This is a genomic window from Nonomuraea sp. JJY05 (genome assembly GCF_043496855.1).
Lineage (GTDB): Bacteria > Actinomycetota > Actinomycetes > Streptosporangiales > Streptosporangiaceae > Nonomuraea.
Genome location: NZ_JBIEIS010000006.1, coordinates 94,022 through 115,888 on the forward strand (window position 1 = coordinate 94,022; position 21,867 = coordinate 115,888).

Annotated in this window: 14 protein-coding genes; 3 read left to right on the plus strand and 11 right to left on the minus strand. The window is 70.4% G+C overall.

What is annotated here, in order from left to right; all coding sequences use genetic code 11:
* Positions 1–45: 45 nt before the first annotated feature.
* From ACFKCF_RS10000 to ACFKCF_RS10040, 9 genes are all read right to left on the minus strand, one after another.
* Positions 46–4,524 (minus strand): hypothetical protein, encoded by a 4,479-nt coding sequence (locus ACFKCF_RS10000; protein WP_394492689.1) that lies wholly within the window; start codon positions 4,522–4,524, stop codon positions 46–48.
* Positions 4,525–4,763: 239 nt separating this feature from the next.
* Positions 4,764–5,690, minus strand: coding sequence for a substrate-binding domain-containing protein (locus ACFKCF_RS10005; RefSeq protein ID WP_394492690.1), 927 nt, complete (start codon positions 5,688–5,690; stop codon positions 4,764–4,766).
* 227 nt (positions 5,691–5,917) lie between these two features.
* A complete protein-coding gene (locus ACFKCF_RS10010; protein ID WP_394492691.1) occupies positions 5,918–6,628 on the minus strand; it encodes an alpha/beta fold hydrolase in 711 nt (236 codons plus the stop codon).
* Positions 6,629–6,662: 34 nt separating this feature from the next.
* Positions 6,663–8,153 (minus strand): glycoside hydrolase family 43 protein, encoded by a 1,491-nt coding sequence (locus tag ACFKCF_RS10015; protein WP_394492692.1) that lies wholly within the window; start codon positions 8,151–8,153, stop codon positions 6,663–6,665.
* Positions 8,150–10,321, minus strand: a complete 2,172-nt coding sequence (locus tag ACFKCF_RS10020; protein ID WP_394492693.1) for a glycosyl hydrolase family 95 catalytic domain-containing protein — start codon at positions 10,319–10,321, stop codon at positions 8,150–8,152. The genes ACFKCF_RS10015 and ACFKCF_RS10020 overlap by 4 nt, the downstream gene beginning before the upstream one ends.
* Positions 10,321–13,200: a hypothetical protein gene (locus ACFKCF_RS10025; RefSeq protein WP_394492694.1), complete on the minus strand. Its 2,880-nt coding sequence runs from the start codon at positions 13,198–13,200 to the stop codon at positions 10,321–10,323. Before ACFKCF_RS10025 ends, ACFKCF_RS10020 begins: the two co-directional genes overlap by 1 nt.
* Positions 13,201–13,202: 2 nt before the next feature.
* Positions 13,203–14,774: a DUF3502 domain-containing protein gene (locus ACFKCF_RS10030; protein WP_394492695.1), complete on the minus strand. Its 1,572-nt coding sequence runs from the start codon at positions 14,772–14,774 to the stop codon at positions 13,203–13,205.
* 28 nt (positions 14,775–14,802) lie between these two features.
* Positions 14,803–15,669, minus strand: a complete 867-nt coding sequence (locus ACFKCF_RS10035) for a carbohydrate ABC transporter permease (RefSeq protein WP_394492696.1) — start codon at positions 15,667–15,669, stop codon at positions 14,803–14,805.
* Complete coding sequence (locus tag ACFKCF_RS10040; protein WP_394492697.1) at positions 15,666–16,652, minus strand: ABC transporter permease; 987 nt, start codon at positions 16,650–16,652, stop codon at positions 15,666–15,668. The genes ACFKCF_RS10035 and ACFKCF_RS10040 overlap by 4 nt, the downstream gene beginning before the upstream one ends.
* A 236-nt stretch (positions 16,653–16,888) precedes the next feature.
* Between ACFKCF_RS10040 and ACFKCF_RS10045 the strand changes: the two genes are divergently transcribed.
* Genes ACFKCF_RS10045 through ACFKCF_RS10055 form a run of 3 tightly spaced genes read left to right on the plus strand, consistent with a single transcriptional unit; the run spans position 16,889 to position 20,054 of the window.
* Positions 16,889–17,875, plus strand: a complete 987-nt coding sequence (locus tag ACFKCF_RS10045) for a hydroxyacid dehydrogenase (RefSeq protein ID WP_394492698.1) — start codon at positions 16,889–16,891, stop codon at positions 17,873–17,875.
* Positions 17,875–18,930, plus strand: a complete 1,056-nt coding sequence (locus tag ACFKCF_RS10050; RefSeq protein ID WP_394492699.1) for a hypothetical protein — start codon at positions 17,875–17,877, stop codon at positions 18,928–18,930. Before ACFKCF_RS10045 ends, ACFKCF_RS10050 begins: the two co-directional genes overlap by 1 nt.
* Positions 18,915–20,054 (plus strand): LacI family DNA-binding transcriptional regulator, encoded by a 1,140-nt coding sequence (locus tag ACFKCF_RS10055; RefSeq protein WP_394492700.1) that lies wholly within the window; start codon positions 18,915–18,917, stop codon positions 20,052–20,054. The genes ACFKCF_RS10050 and ACFKCF_RS10055 overlap by 16 nt, the downstream gene beginning before the upstream one ends.
* Here ACFKCF_RS10055 and ACFKCF_RS10060 read toward each other — a convergent pair.
* Positions 20,047–20,526: a hypothetical protein gene (locus ACFKCF_RS10060; protein WP_394492701.1), complete on the minus strand. Its 480-nt coding sequence runs from the start codon at positions 20,524–20,526 to the stop codon at positions 20,047–20,049. The genes ACFKCF_RS10055 and ACFKCF_RS10060 overlap by 8 nt on opposite strands.
* A gap of 277 nt (positions 20,527–20,803) precedes the next feature.
* Positions 20,804–21,610, minus strand: coding sequence for an SAM-dependent methyltransferase (locus ACFKCF_RS10065; protein WP_394492702.1), 807 nt, complete (start codon positions 21,608–21,610; stop codon positions 20,804–20,806).
* Between the last annotated feature and the right edge of the window lie 257 nt (positions 21,611–21,867).

Consider the following 21,867-nt stretch of genomic DNA (forward strand, 5'->3'; position numbering starts at 1 on the left):
TCGGGCCCAGGCCGTGACCACCGTGAAGCAGCTGTACCGCGGGGGTCACAGGCTCGCGAGGGCGACGCGCAGCCGCCCGGCCGCGGCGTCGATCTGCTCCTGACCTGCCAGCTCGGAGCGGGCGTGCTCCAGCGCGGCGGTCAGCTCGGGGGTGCGGCGGCTCGGGTCGACGGCCTCGGCCTCCTCGATGAGCAGGTCGAGCAGGGTACGGTCGTCGCTCATGGACAGGAACTCGATCTCGGCCACGTTGGCGTTGCCCGACGGGAAGGCGACGCGCAGCCACGGATAGGCCGCGGTCCGCGGGAGCGGGACGGAGTACCACCGTGCCGCGTCGACCCCGCTGACCGTGTGCAGGTCGGCCCAGGTGGCGCCGCCGTCGGCGGATCCCCTGAACACGGCGCCGTTCAGCCGCGTGACGTGGGTGGAGCGCGGGTGGTAGCGGATCGCGTCCAGCGCCACCGCCGCCGGCAGGCGCACGTCGATCCAGCCCGCCGAGGTGGTGGTGTCGGTGGCGGTGGCCAGGTCGCCGTCGAAGGCGCGCCAGCCGTTCTGGGCCTTGGTGCCGCCGCCTCCCCATGCCTCGGTGGACGCCTCCACCATGGACGGCTCGACGGTGACCTTCTTCAGCAGCGTGCCGACCGGCACGAGCTGCTCGACGGCGGCGTAGATCCGGTCGATCAGCTCGTCCTCGTCGCCGCCCCCCTTCGCCTCGGCGATCGCCCGGGTCAGCAGGTAGTGGCTGCCCTTGGTGTAGTCGGCCGCGGGCAGCTTCTCCGTCTCGGCGATCACGGTGGCGAGCGGTTCGGCCGCCGCCATCAGCAGGCCCGAGCCCGGCCGTTCGGCGCCGTCCGCACCGATCGTCGCGATCCGGTAGAAGCGGGTGCCGTGCCGCAGCGGTTCGTCGGTGAAGTCGAAGGTCAGCGCGCTCGACAGCACCGGGCGCCAGGCGGCGCTCGCGCCGTCCTTGCGGTAGACGGTGAACCGGGTGGCGGCGTCCGGCTTGCTCCAGCGCAGCGTCACCCGGTCCCTGGCCCGCTCCACCCGGGCGTACAGCGTCCCCTCGGGGTCGGGCGACACCGTGACGTGGGTGAACGTGGCCGCCGTGGCCGCCGCCACCCCGGCGTAGACGCCTTCGGGGAAGGGCGTGAACAGCTCCGCCACGTACGACCACGACCGGCCGTCCTTGCTCGCCCACGCCCGCACGATCTGGGCGTCGACGTCCCGTACGAGCTTGACGAACGGGTACTCGGCCGCGGTGTAGCCCTGGATGCCGGCGTCGATCGGGCTGCGCCGGTCGTCCTGCCAGTCGTGCCGGGAGTCACGGGTGCGGTTCCGCAGGACGAGCCGGCCGGAGGCGTCCGCGCCGAAGTAGATGTAGCGGGCGTCGGCCCGGAGCAGCACGCCACTGGCCGGGCCCCGCGCCTGCTCGATCCGGGCGCTGACCGACCCGCTGCCGGTGAGCACCTCGCTCGAGAACAGCAGCGTGTCCTGGATGTCACGCTTGTCCAGGTAGTAGTCGTCGCCTTCGCCGAGGCCCTTGCCGTCGCCCCCGGTGAGCTCGACGCGGTGCCCGTCCACCTTGACCCGGCCCGCGACCTCGCCGACGCGGTCCACCGGCGCGGCGGGCGGCTGGACGGCCTGCGAGGCCCAGCCGGAGCCGTGGCGGTTCACCCCGGTCACGGTGTACGCGCCGGGCTGCTTACCGGCCTCGAACGTCGTGCCGCGGACTCCGGCGGCGATCACCTTGCCGTCGCGCCTGATCGTGTACGACTCGGCGCCGGCGGCGGGCTTCCAGGTGAGGGTGACGCCGTCGCGGTCGCGCAGCGCCTGGACGAAGTCCACGTGGTGCGGCTTCGGCCGCTCGGCCACGGCGCCGTCCAGCCTCAGCACCATCGCGGTCTCGGGCGGCACGCTCACCGCGCCCTTGGCCACCCGCCGGCCCGAGACCAGGTCCACGGCGTCGCCGGGCACGTCCAGGGAGAACGAGCGCTTGTTGCGGTAGTCGTCGCGGGTGGTGTTGAAGGCGAACACGTAGCCGCCGTAGCGGGCGGTCAGGAAGTCCGCGTATCCGGAGTAGGGGGTGTCGAACTCGTAGTTCTCCCGCCGCACGGTGCCGACTCCCGGCTGGTGGGCGGCGGGCAGGATCTCACCGGCCAGCGCCTGCGGCAGGCCGCTGTCGCCCTTCTGCTGGTCCTCCATGAAGTCGACGTCGATGTTGTCCATCCGCGCGTTGTAGTCGCGGTAGGAGAACTGCGTGTCCGTGGCGATCTGCACGACGTTGTGGTGGTCTGCGGCCAGGACGTGCAGCCGCCCGTTCCCGGCGACGCCGCGCTGCCGCTCGAACAGCGAGCCGAAGATCCGGGTGTCGCCGTCGCGGACGGAGACGAACATGTCGTCCACGTCCGCGAACGCGAACCGCTCGTAGCGGGCCGGGTCGACGCCCAGGGCGGCGAGCTCCGCGGGCGTGTACGCGGCGAAGTCCGTCTGCGGGAGCACGGCCCCGGCCGCCGGACGGGTGCGCAGGTAGGCGTAGGTCTCGGGCAGCCACATGTCGTACTTCCGCTTCGCCTCCACGGAGGAGAACGTGTTGAAGTACTGGTTGTCGGCGATCTGCTGCTGGACGAACCCGGCCGCCTCGTTCGCGTAACGCCGGTACGGCTCCCACTCGGCGCCCGCGTAGCGCTCGGCGTGCTCGGCCATGTGCTTGTCCAGCGTGACGTACTCCATCGTGCGGCCCTCGGTGTTGCGCAGGGCGTAGGCGGGCCAGCCCGGGTAGGCCGCGTTGCGCTCGTCGACGGCCATCTCCGCCAGGGACACCCGCTTGCCGTTGTCGTCCGTGCCGGTGTAGCGGGTGAAGCCGCGGGCGTGCAGGTTCTTCAGCGCCAGCTTGAGGATCTCGTCGTTGAGCTTCTCGTCGCCCTTGTGGCCCCAGGTGCGCAAGAAGTACTCAGGCAGGTGGTTGGTGGCCTCGCCGTAGTTGGCGACGAAGGTGTTCTCCCTGGTCAGCCCGGCTTTGGTGATGCCGGTGTAGTGCTCGCCGTACGGCAGGCGGCGCACCACCCTCCCGTCGGCGTCGAGCTTGCTCCTGGCCAGGCCCTTGCCCACGATCTGGGCGAAGTCGTCGGTGAAGCGGGCAGTGGTGTCGTGGTAGAAGAGCGAGTGGTAGAGGTCCAGGTCCTGGCCGTCGGGCCCCACGAGCACCTCCTCGCCGAGGAAGGGCTCGACGCCGAGCGCCTCCAGCAGGATCCGGTGGCTCCTGGCCTTGCCCTCGTAGAAGCGCGATCCGATCATCCGCAGGCCCTCGTGCGCCTCCCACGCGCCCTCGTAGGTGTACATCACCTGGTTGTAGATGTAGGACAGGCGCGCGCGGGCGAAGTCGAAGTTGGCCTTCAGCACCCGCTCGTAGGCCTCGCGCCGGGACAGCTCCCCGCCGTCCCAGTCCACGCCCTTGAGCGAGGACGGCCCGTCCTGCGTGCCGGTGACGAAGGGCTCGTCCAGGAACGCCTCGAACTCCTTCGTGCCGTACACCTCGGGGATCAGGTTCTCCACGATGTACAGCGCCTCGCCCAGGGCCCCGTAGTAGCCGCCCCAGTCACCCTGGTGGCCGCCCCGAAGCAGCAGCCGGGTGTCGGCGTAGTAGTCCTTGACGTGGTTGTCGATGGCCTTGAACAGGCGTCCCAGCGCCGCCTTCTTCAGCTCGGGCGTGTTCGCCGGCACCCACGGCTCCAGCAGCGCCGAGGCGTAGAAGCGCAGGTCGTCCTGGTAGCGGACGATCGACAGCTTCGCCGTCGGCGAGGCGTCCAGCTGCGCGCTGTACTGGTTGAACAGGTCGATCTGGCTCTTGCGGTAGCGGTCGACCATCGCCTGCTTCTCGGCGTCGGCCGGCCCTGGCGCGGGCGTGGTGTCCGGGGTGACCGCCCCCTGCTTCTCGCCGGAGACGTCCAGGTACGCGGTGGTGTGCGTGTAGGCCCGGTAGTAGCCGCGCGAGTCGGCGGTCACGGGCTGACTGAACCCGGCGTCGTAGGTCCGGACCGTCATCTCCACGGCCCGCCGGCCCTGGGTGTGGCCGAGCGGCAGCATGATCGTGTTGTAGTAGAACCGGCCGGGCAGCGCCTTGCTCGATCCGAGGTTGATCGCCTCGTAGTCGCCCGAGCGCCGGTAGCCGATCTGCTCGCCGTTGACGTAGGCGATCGTCTTGTAGGGCGAGACGTCGCTCCCCCAGAACTTCAGCGTGAAGTAGTTCTGCGCGACCGGATCGACCGCGACCCTGAACCGCAGCTCACCACCCTTGACGGTGGGCGGGGCGGTCGGTCTGGCCACTCGGGCGGGCTCCCCCAGCGCCCCTTCGACCACCGCGGTGGAGGCCGCCTGCAGCGCGTGCGCGCTCTCGGACTCGGTGTCGCCGAACGTGACCACGTCCACGTATCCGGCGGGCAGAGGGGCGGCCGCCGCAGGGGGCGCGGCGAGGAAGGGCAGCAGCAGGAGCGCGGCGAGCGGGCCGCCTAACAGGTGCCGAGCGAGCATGGCGGGTCTCCCGATAGAAAACGTTCTCCCCGGGAGATTAGGCCGCAATGAGACACCCGACAAGAACCCGTGACCCACGCGTTACAAAGGCGCTCGATTCCAGCCAGATGTTTTGCCAGTTCAAGGGCATGATCCATGGTCCGGAATGATGGAATGCGCTTTCCGCCTCTTGTCGCCCCCGCCGGTGCGCGTCTACGCTGAGCGCACCCGGATAGGAACCGTTAACTATGGTCTCTGGCTCAGAAGGTCCAGAACTCGTTCGCGTTGTCCTTGGTCGCCAGCTTGACCGGGACCGCCACCGTCTTGGCAACCGGCTGGCCCTTGGCCACCTTGATGGCGTCCTGCACCGCCTGCCAGCCGATCACCCGCGGCTGCTGGGTGACCGTGGCGGCCATGCTGCCCGCCCGCACCGCCTTGATCCCGTCCGGCGTGCCGTCGAAGCCGACGACCTTGACGTGATGGCCCGCCTTCGGCCCGAGGGCCTGGATCGCGCCCAGCGCCATCTCGTCGTTCTCCGCGAACACCCCGTCGAGGCCGGGATGCGACCGGATGAGGCTCGTCATGACGTTCAGGCCCTTGGCCCGGTCGAAGTCGGCCCGCTGCGTGGCAACGACCTTGATCTTCGGGTACGCGGCGATGCCGTCGGCGAACCCCTTGCTGCGGTCCCGGGAGGCGGAGGTGCCGGCCGTGCCGCTGAGCACGACCACGTCGCCCTTCCCACCGATCTGCTTGGCCAGTTCCTGCGCGCCGAGCCTGCCTCCGGCCAGGTTGTCCGACGTCAGGGTCTCCGTCACCGGGGCATGGTTGATGGCGCGATCGGCCGCGATGACCGGGATGCCGGCCTGGCTGGCCGCTTTGACCTCCGTCGCGAGCGCGTTGGAGTCGACCGGGTTGATGATGACCGCATTCATCTTCCGGCTGGTGAACCCGTGGACCTGCGTCGCCTGCCGCGAGGCGTCGTTCTGCGCGTCGGCGACGGACAGCTTGACCCCGAAACGCTGGGCGGCCGCCTCCGCTCCGTCACGGAACTGGACGAAGTACGGGTTGCTCATCGTCGAGACCGACAGGCCGATGGTGAGGCCTTCCGTGGAGTCGCCGTTGGCAGGCGCCCCACAGGCGGCCGCAGCCAGCGCGACACCGGCTATGACGAACACGAGACTTCGCATGATTCTTCTTCTCGTTGGGCTCAGCCCTGCTGCGAAAGGGCACCGACGCGGGCGGCGGGCACGCTCCACACGCACCCGTGACCGCCCGGCCGCTGCGCTGAGGCCGGGCGGCGGCACGAACGGCCACCGCGTAACCGCTGGTCAGAGTGTATGTGATGGGCTTCACGTTTGCCGAACCCGCATGGTGAGAATCACCATCACGGCCGCGCCGCGAGACCCCAGGAGACTCAGCGGCCCCAGCCGGACACCAGTGCCACGAACTTCGCCGGATGTTCCACATGCAGGAAATGCCCGGCATCCGGCCACACCACCGTCGTGGAGCCCGGATGGCCGGGCAGGCCAGCCTCCCACCGCGCGGCCTCCGGCACATTGTGTACGGCGAGCACCGGGCAGGCCCGTCTGGCCAGATACCGCTCGGATTCCCGGCGCACCCCGAACGCGCCGGGCACGGTGTACATCCCGGCGTAGCACTCGGCTAGCACGTGACCGGGCGTGGCCAGCAGCTGCCCGGTGATCGGCGCGGGCAGCGGCCCGAGCTGCCGCAGCGCGGCGGCCACGCCGTCGGCCCGCAACGCCGCCAGGCGCCCGGGGATGAGCCGTTCCTCCTCCTCGTCCGCGCCGTAGGCGGGAGCGACCACGACCAGCCCGCTGACCAGCTCCGGATGCTCGACCGCCAGCGCGGTGACCACCTGGGCACCCATGGAGTGCCCGATGGCCAGCACCGGCTCGTCCAGCAGCGGCACCAGGTCGCGGGCCAGGTCGACGGGCCGGTAGCCGGTCGCCGGGACCGGGGAGCGGCCGTGACCGCGCAGGTCGGGGGCGATCACCCGGCGCCCCCCGAAGTCCAGGGAGCGCCACAGCCGGTGGTCGCCGCCCCACCCGTGCACCAGGAGCAGCGGCGGACCGCCGTGGCCCCAGGTCTCGACGTGCACCCTCATGGACCGTCCGGGGTGCTGATGAGGCCGGTGTTGCTCATGCGCGGTAGCGGATCTGCTCGAAGCGCGCCGAGCAGCCCTCTCCCGCAAGGTCCTGCACCCAGAACCCCACGAACGCGCCGGTGAAGCCGAAGGCCCGCACTTTCCCGTCGATGAACTCGTCGGCGTGCTCGTCCGACAGGATCGTCGCGTCCAGGTCCGGGCCGTGGTTGAAGCGCACGACCGGCCCGTCGAACTCCACGCGCAGCTCGACCTCGGCACCCGCGGGCCCGAGCAGGCGCTCGGTGCGGGTCCCCTGGTCACTCGTGGTCAGCACCAGGCCGTCGGCGGTCACGGCCAGATAGTGCCAGTTGCGCGAGTTGTAGTAGGCGACGACGCCCGCCCACTGGTGGACGCTGTCCGGCTCGAACCGCATGACCGTTTCCAGGGAGCAGTTCTGCGCCGTGACCCGGCGGGCGACCAGGCTCGGGGTGCGCAGGCCGTACGGGGACTGACCGCCCTGGACGGTGAGCCCGTCCTGGTCGGCGGCCAGCCAGTCGGGTGAGGCGGGCCGCCGCAGCGTGCTCCAGTCAGGCCCGAGCCCGCCAGCGGACGGCGAGCCGTTCCAGCCCTCGGCCGCGGGCCACGGGTGCGCGGGCAGCTCGGGCGCGGCGACCTCGACGGCGGGCACGCCGCCCGCCACGCGCGGCCAGCCGTCCTCCCAGGTCACGCGCTGCAGCGCGGTCTCGCGCCCGAGCACGCACCTGCCGTTGTGGTACGGCCGGGCCATCAGGTGGGACAGGTACCACTCCCCCGTCTGCGTCTGCACCAGGCAGCCGTGACCGGCCTTCTGCAGCTCCAGGCTCCGGTCGTGGCGCGAGGTGAGCATGGGCCCCGCCGGGTCCTCCTCGTACGGCCCCGACATCGAGCGGGAGCGCAGCACCGTGACCCCGTGCTCGTAGCCGGTGCCGCCCTCGGCCACCATAAGGTAGTACCAGCCGTCGATCTTGTAGAGGTGCGGGCCCTCGGTGACGCTGCGGTTCGGCAGGATCAGCTCGGGCTTGCCGCCGTCGAGGGACTGCAGCTCGATCCCGGCGAACCCGCGGCCCGGCCGGGAGTCGAAGACCATGTTGAGCAGCCAGCTCCGGCCGTCCTCGTGGTAGAGGGCGGCGTCGAAGCCGCGGCCCGGCAGCCGGACCGGGTCGGACCACGGCCCCTCGATCGAGGGCGCGGTGATCAGGTAGTTGGCGATGTCCTTGTAGCCGAGGGCATAGTTGTCCATCACTCCGTAAACCAGGTGGAACAGCCCGTCGTGATAGGTCAGGTCGGGCGCCCAGATGCCCCCGGAGTCGGGCACGCCGGACAGGTCCAGCAGCCTGCGCTCGGTCAGGAGGCCACCCAGCGGGCGCCAGTTCACCAGGTCACGGGAGTGGTGCACACGAACGCCCGGACACCACTCGAAGGTCGAGGTGGCCAGGTAGTAATCCTCTCCCACCCGCACGATCGAGGGGTCGGGGTCGAAACCGGGCAGGACGGGATTGCGGATCATCTGATCTCCACACTCTTTCCAGCAGTCAGCTCAACTTCTCGGCGCAGGCCCGAGGCACGGTGGACAACGGTAACGGTCTGGTCGACCGGGGAGATGAGCCTGGCCCGGACGCCGTCGCCCCAGGACAGCTCCTCGACCGTCACCCGGCCCCGGCAGCGGACGCCGCGCACGCGGCCCCTGGCCAGGGCCGCCGGCAGCGCGGGCAGCAGCTCGACGATCCCCGGCCGCGAGTGGACCAGCAGCTCCAGCAGGACTCCCGGCAGGCTGAGGGCCGCGTCCGCGTTGTAGATCTCCCGGCCGGGGTTGTGGGAACTCATCAACGAGTGGAAGAACATCCCGTTGTCCAGAATTTTCCGAACATTTGCCCAGGCCAGCTCGCCATCCTTCAACCGCGCGGCCGCCAGCGCCCGATGCAGGCTGCCGTGCGCGGAGAGGTTCTCATCACCCCTGGACAGTAGGGCTTTCCTGGCGGCCTCCGCCAGGTCCGGCGTCTCGTCCGGGTTGATCTCGTGCAGCGGCCAGACCGGATAGAGGTGGCTGACATGCCGGTGGTCCTCGCACGGCTCCACGTCGGCGATCCACTCGGCCAGCGCGCCCCGCTCGTCGATCCGGTACGCCGGGAGCCGCTTGCCGGTCGGGGAGTCGCCGAGCGCGTGCCTGGCCGCCGCGACGTCCATGGTGGCGTTGTGGCAGGCGAACGGCCCGCCGCCCGGCCCCACCTCGGGCGAGAACGACGGCACCACGGTCCCGTCCGTTCCGGCGAGGAAGTCCTCCCAGAACAGGCGGCACTCCGCGAGCCAGCCCGCCAGCTCGGGGATCGGCTCGCCGGTGACCTCGGCGTGCTCCACCAGCGGATACAGCAGCCAGTCCGCGCCGGCCAGCCACATCGTCCACGGCCAGTCGGCGTTCAGGTGGAACAGGTGGCCGTTCTCGCCGTCCGTGCGGCTCGGCGCGAGGATGCCCCGGGCGCCGTAGATCTCCCTGGCGTTGGTGCGCCAGTGGTCGATCTGGCCGCGGATCAGGTTGGCGTACCCGGCGATCAGCTCCGGGAGCGCGCCGATGTTGACGCCGGCCAGCTGGAGGTTGAGATTGGCGTCGGTGGTGAAGTCGCCCGACCAGGCCGCGCCCCACGCCCCCAGCCACAGGCCGGTCAGCCGGGGCGGCAGGACGCCGCCGGAGCTGAGCAGGAGGTAGCGGCCCGCGTGGAACAGCCGCTCCACGAGCGCCGCGCCGCCCAGCTCGCCGACCGGCGCGGCCCGCTCGGCCGGCGTCGCGCCCAGATCCAGGGTGACGCGCTCGTAGAGCGGACGGTGCCGGGCGACGTGCCGGTCCAGCAGCCCGTCATAGCCGGAGGCGGCCGGTCCGGGCAGCCCACCGAGCCCGCCCGGCCCGTCGCCGCCCCACGCCCGCGGCCCGCCCGGCTCGTCACCTGCCCGGACGTGCTCGTCGTCGGGCCAGGCGGGGTGGTCGTGCCGGGCCGCCGTCGTCAGCAGCAGCACCTCGGCCGCGCCCGTGACCGTCACCGTGTCGCCCTCCACCGCGACGGTCCCCCCGCGCGGCCGGACGAGGGTGAGGCCCTCGAAGCCGAAGGCGCCACGGCCCTCGGGCGGGTAGAGGCCGCGGATCCGCAGGAAGACCTCGCCGTCCCGCTCACCCGCCGCCGTCTCGTACCGCACCGTGTCCGGCTTTCCGGGCAGGTCGCCGGTCAGGCGGAGGGCGACGTCGCCGGTCAGCCGCTGGACGACGACCCCGTCGGCGCGGGAGACGAACGCCCGGTGCGACCAGCCGTCCGCCTCCGACGCGACCTCGCCGGTGGCGAAGTCGGTGGTACGGCGATACGCCCCGGCCGAGGCCGCCGGACGGGAGATCACCAGCTCCCAGCCGGGGTGGAACGGCTGGGTCCACTCCAGGTGCCGGCCGTCCGCCGCCAGCGCCTGGGCCTCGACCGGCCGCCCGGCCAGCACGAGGGCGCGGATCTCGGGCAGGAGGTGCGCGATGGCGGGCGGGCGGCGGTCACGGGTGCCGTTGGGCAGCACGAACCGGTGGTGGTTGACCACCACCCGCTCCTCCCGCGGGCCTCCGTACACCATGATCCCGACCTCGCCGTTGCCGGAGAGGAACGCGTCTTCCCACGTGCGGGCGGGCGACAGGCCGAGCAAGGAGTGCATCAGTCCTCCAGGAAGAGCACCACGGTGCTGAGGGGTGCGACCTCGATCGGGGCTCCCAGGCGGACTCGGCGGCCGGTCACGAGGTCGCGGGCGTGGCCGGGGCCGGTGGTGTGCAGGCGGCGGGGTCGGTCTTCGGAGGTGTTCATGCCGATGAGGTAGCGGCCGTAGGAGCAGCGGTAGAACTGTGCCTTCCCGACGAAGAGCTTCTCCACACCCGGGAAGTCCACCCCGAGCGCGGGATCCGGGACGTCCGCGGGATGCGGCCCGACCTTGAGCACCTCGCCCGCGAAGGCCTGGTGGACCTGGGGACCGGGGGGCGCGAAGCCGCCGGGCGGGATGTGGGAGGCGGCGGGGTCGTTGATGGCGAAGGAGAAGCAGACCCAGTCGGCCTCGGTCCAGGTGTCGCCGGTGGGCGTGACCTGGCACTGCTGCCGGACGGTGGCGACCCGGTGGGTGTCCGGGGTGATGTGGTGGACGCGGGCCAGGTTGTTGACGGCCTGCCGGGCGCGCCAGTAGAGGGAGGCGTAGAGGATCTCCTTGCCGTTCTTGATCGCGACGACGCCGTTCTCCTCGTCGGAGAAGACGAAGGTGGGGGCGTCCCAGTCCATGGGGAACCGCGTGCCGCCCGCCGGCAGCGCCTGGAAGGCCGGCCAGTCGCGCTGGACGAGGCGCAGGGCGTTGAGCCCCACGCGCGGCCAGGTGTTGGTGAGCAGCAGGTCGAGGTGGCCGAAGAACTGGTTGTCGGCGATCATCCGCTGGGCGTGCCCGGCGATCGCGGGGTCGCCGAGGACGGCGGCGGCCATGGCGGGGTGGCCGTCCCAGGCCAGGCGCTGGGCGTAGACGACGTCACCGGGATAGTGGTCGTCGCGCCAGCCGACGGCGGCCTCCATGCGCATGGTGCGGTAGCCGTCGTTGTCGACCTCGGGGTAGCGGAAGACGGCCCGCGCGTTGATCATCTTGATCAGGTGCGCCTTCAGCTCGGGGTCCTCGACGCCGTCGAAGCGGGTGACGGCCTCGTAGAGCAGGATCAGCCAGTCGGTCACCTCGCCGTAGTTGCCGACGTATCCCAGCTCCCTGGTCAGGCCCTTCCGGGTGACCTGGTGGAAGTGCTCGCCGAGGATCTTGCTGGGGGTGCCGGAGGCGTCCTCCCTGCCCAGGAAGGGCTTCAGGCCGACGGACTGGTGGATGTAGTCGCGGGCCTTCTCCTCGCTGAGCGGCGCCTTTTCCGGATTTATCAGCATCAGGGCGCGGTTGCAGCGATAGATGCCGAGCGCGCAGATCATCGTCTGGTTGCTGTAGTGCGGCATGTGCCGGCGCCAGTACGAGATCGACTCGGCCAGCATCCTGGTGTACGCGTCCCGCCGTACCGGAAGATCGCCCTGGACCGGCGGGGTGGCCCCGTCCAGCGGCGTGACCTCGACGTCGTCGAACCAGGCGGTGCCGCCGCCCTCGACGCGGACGTCGAGCCGGAGCTCGACCGCGGTGGCGGGGGTGGTCAGCTCGGCGGTGATCTGCGTCCAGTCCCGGGTGCCGGCCGGGGCGTGGAACTTGTTGTCGGTGCCGACGATCTTCCCGGCGGCGTCGTAGAAGAGCACGTCGAGGTAGGCGCCCGGGGCCGCCACGTCCTCGGTCTTGACCCAGACGCCGTAGCGGTGCCGGCCCTGGCCGATGAGGGTGCGGTTCTGGGCGGTGTTCCAGCCCGCGGCGGCCCCGGCGGCGGCGGTGACCTTGACCGAGCGCGAGCCGCCACGCTTGACCGTGTCGTCCCAGAGCCAGGTGGCCGTGCCGGCCCACCGGGCGGTGCTCCAGGAGGCGGGGGCCGTGCCGCCGCGCTCGAAGCCCGGGTTGGGCGCGCCCACGGGCCGCCCGCCGACCGGGCGCTCCAGCCGGTCGCCCAGGACGTCGCGGAGCAGCAGGAGCGCCGTGCCGACCTTGGCGAAGCCCTCCCACTGCTGGTCGGAGGCGGTCAGCACGGTCGGGTCGGTGAGCCACTTGGTGTAGCGGGCGTCGATGGCGGCCAGCACCTGGTCGATCGCGTCCGGATTCTGGTGGGCGGGGCTCTCGGGCCAGAAGTAGCCCTCGGCCAGCCCCTGGAAGGCCCAGGAGTCGAGCGCGGCGGGGTTGGCGTCGAGCCAGTTGCGGTGCTCGCGCAGCACCCTGGTCTTGATGCCGTCCAGCACCTCGGGGCCGGGCGCGGGGCGGACGGGCGCGTCGGGGGCCGGCCCCTGGATGCCGTCGCCGGGGAAGTACGGCTCGGTATGGGTGTAGATCCGGTAGAAGGGGCGGCTGGGCTTGTTCATCGACCGGTAGAACTCGGCCGGGTTCTGCCCGTAGCCCCAGATCCGGCCCATCGACCGGATCTCCAGCGTGACCTGCTCGCGGTCGCGGGTCATCGCCTCGGGCAGCGGCAGCGTGTGGTAGTGGAAGCGGCCCGGCGAGTGGGCTTCCTGGCTGAGGATGTCCAGCGGGTCGACCGCGCCCAGGTGGTAGTGGCCGACCTGCTCGCCCGCGCAGAAGAGCTGCAGCCGGGACTGGTCGGCCTCGCTCGCGGCCCGGTCGCCGCCCCACAGCTTGATCGTGACGTACGTGGTGCCGTGCGGCGCGCACTTGACGGTGAAGGAGACCGTGCCGCCCCAGACCCCGGCGGGATCCTGCGGGTTGAGCACGCGCGCGGAGCGGCCGAGCGCCCCGGCCACGACCGCCGACCGGTCGGCGGTCACCGCGTGGGCGCTCTCGGAGGCCTCGTCGCCGAAGACCACCACGTCCAGCGGGGCCTCACGGTCACTCGTCGCGGCGGCCTCGCCGTTCCATAACCACGTGGCGGCGGCCAGGGCGCCGGAGGACGCCAGCACGGTCCTCCGGCTGATGGGCAGCGCCATCGTCACTGGCCCTTCAGGTAGGCGTCGGCCTGCTTGGCCATCTCGGCCTGGACCTTGGCCAGGCCCGCCCGCTCCAGCGCCTTCTTCAGCTTGTCCAGCCCCTGGTCGACGTCGACGGCGCCGATGAACAGCGGGTTGGCGAACTGCGTCATGGCCGCGGTGATCTGGGTGTTCTCCCGCTTGATCGGCTCAGGGTCGGGGACGAAGCTGGCGTAGGGGTCGACGGTGAAGTTGTCGATGTCCTGCGCCCAGTCGAACCACTTGGCCTCGGACTCGGTCATGTCCTTGACCCGGCGCTCCAGCTTGGCCCGCCAGGCGAGGGCGAAGCCGGGGAAGGTGTAGGTGGACAGCTTCTCGTACTTGTCCTCGCCGACGGGGTTCCAGTCCTTGCCGGGGAGGCCGTAGTTGAGCAGGTCGTGGTTCTCCTTGATCGACACCCAGTCCTGCAGCTGCATGGCCTTCTCGTTGCTCTCGCCCTTGGCGTTGAGCACGACGAAGTTGTCGCTCTGGAAGGTCTGGTACGGCTTGGCGCTCTCGCCGCCCTTGAGCGGCATCACGTTCGCGATCATCGCGCCCGGCACGTTCTTGGTCAGCTCGGGCAGCGCCGTGGAGGACAGGCCGTCGGTCATGGCCCAGCCGGTGGCGACCCGGCCGGCCTTGAACTGGGAGTCCAGCGCCTTGGAGTCCAGGGTGAGGGCGTTCTTGTTGATCAGCCCGTCCTGGTAGTACTTGCGGATCTTGCGCAGCGCGTCCACCATGCCCGGGGCCTCCCACCACGGGATCGGGTTGGACGAGCCGGTCTGCTTGCCGTCGGCGGCCAGGACGAAGTTGAGCGAGTCGCCGGTGAAGGAGGCGATGCTCATGGTGGGGTTGTCCCACATGTAGGGGTTGAGCCAGCCGACCGGGTTCCACGCCACCAGCAGCTTGGGCATCCGGGAGCTCACCCCGATCGGGATGATGTCCTTGTTCTTCTGCTTGACGTCGTACCAGAACTTCTCCAGCCCGGCGAAGTCCGTGATGTCGCTCATGCCGAGCTTGTCGGCCAGGTCCTGGCGGATGCTGAAGTGGTGGAAGCGGGCGACCGAGTTGATCTGGGGCAGGCCGTAGAGCTTGCCGCTCCACCGGTTCAGCTCGATGATCTTCGGGTCGATCGTGGCGGCCAGGTTGGGGTACTTGCCGCTGGACAGCAGGCTGCTCAGCTCGACGATCGAGCCGCTGGCGGCCAGCTGGGTCATGTTGAGCCAGCGCGCCTGCAGCGCGGTGTCGAACTTCTCCCCCGCGGTGAACTTCAGCAGCGCCTGCTGGCCGTAGCTGGTCCACGGGATGAACTGCGGCTTGATGGTGAAGCCCAGGTCCGCCTGGAGCTTCTTGTTGGCCTCGGCCAGGACGGCGTCCCAGCCGGCCGGCACGTCGCCGGGCAGCAGCAGGCTCAGCGCGAGCGCGCCGGAGCTCTGGGCGCCGCCGGTGGCCTGCGGCTTCTGGGAGTCGTCCGAGCAGGCGGCGAGGAGGGCGGCCAGGGACAGGCCGCCGCCGGTGGCCAGCAGGCGGCGCCGCGACATGAGGTGGTGGGACACGGTAACTCCTGAGGTGGGGGGAGCGGGATCAGCCCTTGGTGGCACCGAGGGTGATGCCCTTGACGAAGTAGCGCTGGGCGAAGGGGTAGGCGAGCAGGATCGGGCCGATGGCGACGGTGGTGAGAGCCAGCCGGAGCTGGTAGACGGGGGTGGCCGCCTCGGCCAGCTGCGGCAGCATCTGCGTGAAGGAGATGTTGGAGATGAGGTTCTGCAGCACGAGGGGCAGCGGGAACTTGTGCACGTCGTCGATGAACAGCAGCGCCATGAACCAGTCGTTCCAGTAGTGCACGGCGTAGAAGAGGCCGACGACGGCGAGGATCGGCTTGGACAGCGGGATCGCGATCGTGAAGAAGATGCGCAGCTCCCCCGCACCGTCGATCTTGGCCGACTCGAAGATCGACTCCGGCAGCTGGCGGAAGGCGCTGACCTGGACGAAGACCAGGAACGGCATGACCAGCAGGGGCAGGATCACCGAGAAGTAGCTGTTCTGCAGCTTCAGGTACTGCGTGACCAGCAGGTAGAGGGGAACCAGGCCGCCGGAGAACAGCATCGGCAGGTAGGAGAAGACGGTCAGCGGCCGGCTGATGCCGGGCAGCCGGCGGGCGATCACCCAGCTCAGCCCCGAGGTCACCGCCAGGGACAGGGCCGTGCCCACGACCGTGATGAAGACGCTGGCGAAGTAGGCGTCCAGCACCGCGGGACCCGTGAAGATCATCTTGTACGCGGTGAGGTCGAAGGCCGCGGGGAACAGGCTGTAGCCCGTCGTGGCCAGCTCTGACTCGCTGGTGAGGGACCCCGAGATGATCATCCAGAACGGGATCGCGCAGGCCAGCACGGCCAAGGAGACGCCGATGATGCTGACGATCGTGAACGGTTCCAGCTTCTTGCCGCTCATAGGACGCTGGTCTCCTTCGAGTACTTGCGCTGGATCAGCACCGCGATCACCACGAGGACGAAACCCACCACCGACTGGAACAGGCCGATCGCGGCGGTGGTGCCGAAGTCGCCGAGCTGGCGCAGGGCGCGGAAGACGTAGGTGTCGATGACGTCCGTGCTGTCGAACAGGGTGCCGTTGTCCCCGACGATCGCGTAGATGGTGCCGAAGTCGCCGTAGAAGATCCGGCCGACCCCCAGCACCAGCAGGACCGCCGCGGTGGGCTTCAGCAGCGGGAGGGTGATGCGCCAGGCCATCTGGGCCCGCGAGGCCCCGTCGATCATCCCGGCCTCGTAGACCTCCTCGGGGATGCCGGTGATCGCGGCCAGGAAGATGACGCTCAGGTAGCCGCCGAGCTGCCAGATCTTCACCACGGTGAGGATCCACGGCCACGGGCCCGGCTCCGTGTACCAGTCGACCGCGGGGAACCCGAGGCCCCCGAGGGCGTCGTTGACCGCCCCGCCTCCGCCGGAGGCCCCGGCCAGCAGCACCTGCAGGATGATGCTGATCACGACCGGGGAGACGAAGTAGGGGAAGAAGACGACGGACTGGGAGACCCGCTTGAAGAAGGTGCTGCGGATCTCGTTCAGCATGATCGCCAGGACCATCCCGGCGGCCAGCGTCGCGACCAGGAACAGGATGTTCAGAAAGAGCGTGTTGAACAGGATCCTCGCCGCGTCCCCGGACTCCAGGAAGTAGGTGAAGTTCTCCAGCCCGTTCCACGGGCTGCCGAAGATCCCCAGGCTGACGTCGAACTCCTTGAACGCCACCACCAGGCCGGACATCGGCAGGTAGCTGAAGACCAGGAAGAAGACGACGGCCGGCAGTGCGAGCAGCCCGATCGTCCAGTTCGTACGGACCGCCTTGCGTCGGACGCGGCGCCCGTCCGGCGGCCCGGAAGGCGGTCTCGTCTGAGGCTCTGGCCTCGTCTGTAGCGTGCTCATCACCGAAGTCCCGTCTGAGGCGGCAGCAGGTGGCTCTCAAGGTTGATAGAAACCGGTCGCTGCGAACGCTACGTCCGAGCGGCCAGCACGTTCAAGGCTGCGTTACAGAGACGTTACAGATCGCCGCAGGTTGGCCGATAGGTCCTGCTAGGACGCTCTTTGGGATTGGCCGTTGACCGAGAAGGGCTGCGCTCCTACTTTAGAAACCGGTCTCTATCGAATGGAGGGCTTCCCCCGTGTCCCCACGCCCGAAGGCGCTGTTCGCCATGCGCGAGGAACATCTCGCTCTGCTCTTCCCCGCGCCCTTGCTGCGGCGGCTGGACACGCTGGCCGACATCGACGTCGCCCTGGTCGCCGAGCGGTTCGACGACCCGCGCCTGAACCTGTCCGACGTCGAGATCCTCATCACCGGCTGGGGCTGCCCGCCGATCGACGAGGCGCTGCTGGCCGCCGCTCCCCGCCTGCGCGCCGTCCTGCACGCGGCCGGCTCGGTCAAGGGCATGATCAGCCCCGCCTGGTGGGAACGCGGCCTGCTGGTCTCCTCGGCCGCCGAGGCCAACGCCGTCCCGGTGGCCGAGTACACCGTCGGCGCGATCCTGCTGGCCGGCAAGGGGGTCTTCGCCCTCAGCCAGCGCTACCGGCGCGAACGCTCCTTCACCCTGGCCAAGATCGAGACCGGAATCGGCAACAACGGCCGCACGGTCGGCATCGTGGGCGCCTCCCGCATCGGCCGCAAGGTGCTCGAACTGCTGGCGCCGTACGACCTGGACCTGTGCCTGTACGACCCCTACACCCGGGTCCCCGGCGTACGGCAGGTACCGCTGGAGGAGCTGCTGCGACGCAGCGACACCGTCAGCCTGCACGCCCCCGCCACCCCCGAGACCAGGCACATGCTCGACCGGGCACGGCTGGCGCTGATGCCGGACGGCGCGATGCTGATCAACACCGCCCGCGGATCGCTGGTCGACACCGACGCGCTGATCGGCGAGCTGGAGTCCGGGCGGCTGTCGGCGATCCTCGACGTCACCGAGCCCGAACCGCTGCAGCCCGACTCGCCCCTGTTCGACCTGCCCAACGCCTTCCTCACCCCGCACATCGCCGGCTCGCACGGCAACGAGCTGTCCCGGATGGGCGCCGTCGCCCTGGACGAGCTGGAACGGCTCGTCGCCGGGCTGCCGCTGGCGCACCAGGTGACGCACGAGGACCTGGACCGGGTGGCCTGATGGAGGTGAGCCGGCGCGACCTCGTCCTCGACCTGACCGCCGGCGCCCCGCCCCGGCTGCTGGCGATCGGCCCGTTCAAGGGCAACGGCCGCTCGGCGCTGCCGGTGGTGCAGATCGAGGTGACCGGCCGGGGCAGGAGCGGCACGGCGGGCAAGCGGCACGTGGACGGGCTGAAGCTGCGCTACGAAAGCCATCGCGCCGAGGACGACCGCCTGACGATCCGCTCCAGAGGCGACGGCGTCGCCGTGACGACCGTCTTCCAGGCGATCGGCCCAGTGATGGGACAGGTCTTCCGGTGCTGGTCGACGGTGGCCGCGACGGACGAGCTGGTCCTGGAGCACGTGTCGAGCTTCGCGTTCGCCGGACTGCCCTGGGATCTGACGGTGTGGAGCGCGCGCAACCCGTGGAGCGGCGAGTTCCGCTGGGCGGGCCGGCCGCTGGAGCTGCACGACGTCGGCATGACGCGTTTCGGCCAGACCGGGAGCAAGAACCGCGTCGCGCTCACCAGCACCGGCTCGTGGCCGTCCTCCGAGCACCTGCCGACGGGCTGGCTGGAGTGCGCCGGTGGCACGCTCGCCTGGCAGATCGAGCACAACGGCCCCTGGCACGCCGAGCTGGCCGACCGTTTCGACGACGTCTACCTGGCGCTGTCGGGACCGTCCCAGCGCGAGCACGGCTGGTCGGCGCGGCTGGCGCCGACCAGCGAGAGCTTCACCACCGCGACCGCCGCCTTCACCGTGGCCGGCGATCCCGTCGCCGCCCTGACCGCCTACCGCCGGGCCGTACGCCGGCCGCACCGCGACAACGCCGAGCTGCCGGTGATCTTCAACGACTTCATGAACTGCCTGATGGGCGACCCCTCGACCGGCCGCCTGCTGCCGCCGATCGAGGCGGCCTCCCGCGTGGGCGGGCCCTCCGGTTGCCAGGTGGCCCCGCTCTCCCCGCCCGCGGCCGAGGCCGGGTGGCAGGCGGGCACGCTCAGCGTCGTGCTGCCCGAGCCGTACTCCGCGGCGCTGCTCCGCCTGACGAAAGGTGCGCCTTGCCACGAAAGCTGACGCCACCGAAGTCCGCCGTGCGGGAAGCGGCGCCGCCGAAGAGTGCGCAGGAGGCGGCGCCACGGGGGGTCGCGCCCGGGGAGGACCTTGAGCGGGCCACCATCCGGGACGTCGCGGCGCGGGCCGGGGTCTCGGCGTCCACGGTCTCGCGCGTGCTCAAGGGGGACTACCCGGTCGCGCAGGCCACCCGCGCCCGCGTGCTGCGGGCCATGCGCGAGCTGGACTACGTCCTCAACGTGCACGCCCGCGCCCTGTCCGGGGCCGGCACCAAGATTGTCGCCTTCGTGCTCGACGACGTCACCGGGCCCTCCTTCGCCTATGTCGCCAAGGGCGTCGAGCAGCAGGCCACCGAGCAGGGCCGGCTGTGCCTGGTATGCGCCACGCACGGCGACCCGGCGCGCGAGCTGGCGGTCGTGGAGGCCATGCGCGAGCAGCGCGCCGACGCGGTGATCCTGGTCGGCGGCGGCTCGGCCGACGACGCCTACCGCGCGCGCATGTCGCACTTCGCGCACGCCCTCGACAAGGCGGGCTCCCGGCTCGTCCTGTGCGGGCGCCCGCCGCTCGGCGACGACGTGCCGACCACCGTGGTCGAGTACGACAACGAGGCCGGCGCGTACGCCATGACCGGACACCTGCTCTCGCGCGGCCACCGCCGGATCGTCTACCTCGGCGCCGCCACCGCCGACGACCAGAACACCACCAAGATCGACCGCGTGGCCGGCTTCCGCCGCGCGCACGAGGACTACGGCGTCCCCTGCGATCCGGACCTCGTCCTGCCCGGCGACTTCTCCCGCAGCGCCGGTTACGAGGGCACCAAGGCGCTGCTGGCGGCGGGGACGGAGTTCACCGCGATCTTCGCGGGCACCGACATGGTCGCCGCCGGCGTGCTGGCCGCGCTGCGCGAGGCGGGCCTGCGGGTGCCCGAGGACGTGTCGGTCGCCGGCTACGACGACATCCCGATCGCCGCCGACCTGGTCCCCGGGCTCACCACGGTGCACATTCCCACCGAGGAGCTGGGCCGCACCGCCGTGCGGCTGGCCCTGGACCTCGGCCGGCCGCAGCACGTCATCCTGGGCACGCACATCGTGGTGCGCGGATCGGTGGGCGAGAGGATCGTCAGTTGAAGGGGTTGTCGTAGGTGGAAGATCTCCTCTTCCAGGTGGCCTGGTTCTGGCCGTTGAAGTTGACGCCCTCCACCTCGACCGTGACGTTCGTGACGGTGCTGCCGGCGTAATCCGTCATGCCGTACAGCTGGGCCGGGTATCTGCACTCGGCTATGTCGGTGTTCCCGTAGTTCAGGCTGTAGGAGGCGCGGGTGGTGGCGCGGTCGTTGATCAGGACGTACCCGCCGGCGGCGCTGTAGCTCGACTCACGGCACAGGTAGAACTGGTAGGTGTACGTGGTGCTGTCGTTGAACTCGATCCAGCCGTAGATGCCGGACAGCTTCTGGTTGTTGTCCCCGCGTACTTCCAGGAAGATCGGGACCCGGGTGGTGGCCGAGTGGGCCGGCACGACCGGCACGGCGACCGCGGCCAGCAGCGCGAGAACGACGGTCAGGAGCCTTGTCGTGCGGCGTCGCAGGATGTCGGATAACAATTGCGCCCCCTTCTGTCTGACGTGGCGTCGGCATCACCCTGCGCTGGCGGCCGTCGAGCCGTCCACTAGAGGATTCGTCGGGCCGGAATCGGGCGGGCGCAAACGTGGCCGGACGCCCGGCTGATAAGGGGGCCGATCTCTCCTTCCACCGGCGGTTACGGGGTGGCCGCGGGGCCCGGAGCGCCGAATCCCGTTCGTGAAAGTTTCAACGGCATCATGCGCCGGCCACCGAGACGATCATGCCCTCGAAGGGACGGCATCCGGATCGTGGGGCCCCTTACTTCCTGCCGACGCCGCAAAATCCATCCACTTCGGGGGCGTCGTCGATGTCGGGCCGCCATCGCGTGGTGGAGACGATGCCGGGGGGCAGGATCTCCAGGCCGTCGAAGAAGTGGCGGATCTGCTCGGGCGTGCGGATGGTCAGCTTGGGTGTGCCGTGCTCGTTCCAGTGGCGCACTTCCTCGCGCTTGGCCTCCGGGTTGAAGAACGCGGTGATGTGGACGAGCGTCAGGTGGCTGCCGGAGGGGACGGCGTCGAGCAGGCGTTTGATGATCGCGTGCGCCTCGTCGTCGTCGTTGATGAAGTGCACGATCCCCAGCAGCATGATCGCGATCGGCTGGGTGAAGTCCAGCGTGTCGGCGGCCGCCCTCAGGATGGTGTCCGGGTCGTGGAGGTCGGCCTGGATGTAGTTGGTCCTGCCTTCCGGCGTGCCCACGAGCAGGGCCTTGGCGTGCGCGAGGACGACGGGGTCGTTGTCGACGTAGACCACGCGCGTCTCCGGGGCCAGGCTCTGGGCGATCTCGTGCGTGTTGCCCGCCGTGGGCAGACCGGTGCCGATGTCCAGGAACTGCCGTACCCCCGCCTCGGCCACCAGATGGCGCACGGAGCGGTGGAGGAAGGCGCGGTCGGCGCGGGCCGTCAAGGCGATGTCCGGATTTATCCGGCTCAACCGGTCGCCGACCTCCCGGTCCACCGCGTAGTGATCCTTGCCGCCCAGCCAGTAGTTCCAGACCCGCGCCGAGTGCGCCACGGTCGTGTCGATCTCCGGCGGCCACCGGTCCGTGGTCGAGTTGTCTGTTGTCATTCAGAGGTCTCCAGGCTTGAGCGAAAGTTCCCCGGCGGCGACGCACCCGCGAGGTGATCATACCTATTTGCCACGGAGGGGCTATTAGTGCACTTCTCCCGAATCCGAATCTCACACGACTGGACAAAACACCCACGGAGGGTGTTTCGCCCATAGGTGCTCACCCGAAATGCCAAGCGCTCGACAAAGCATGGTAAGTTCCGGGAATTATCTTCCGCTCGCGCAGGACCAGGAATATCGGATCAGCGCTCGCCCCG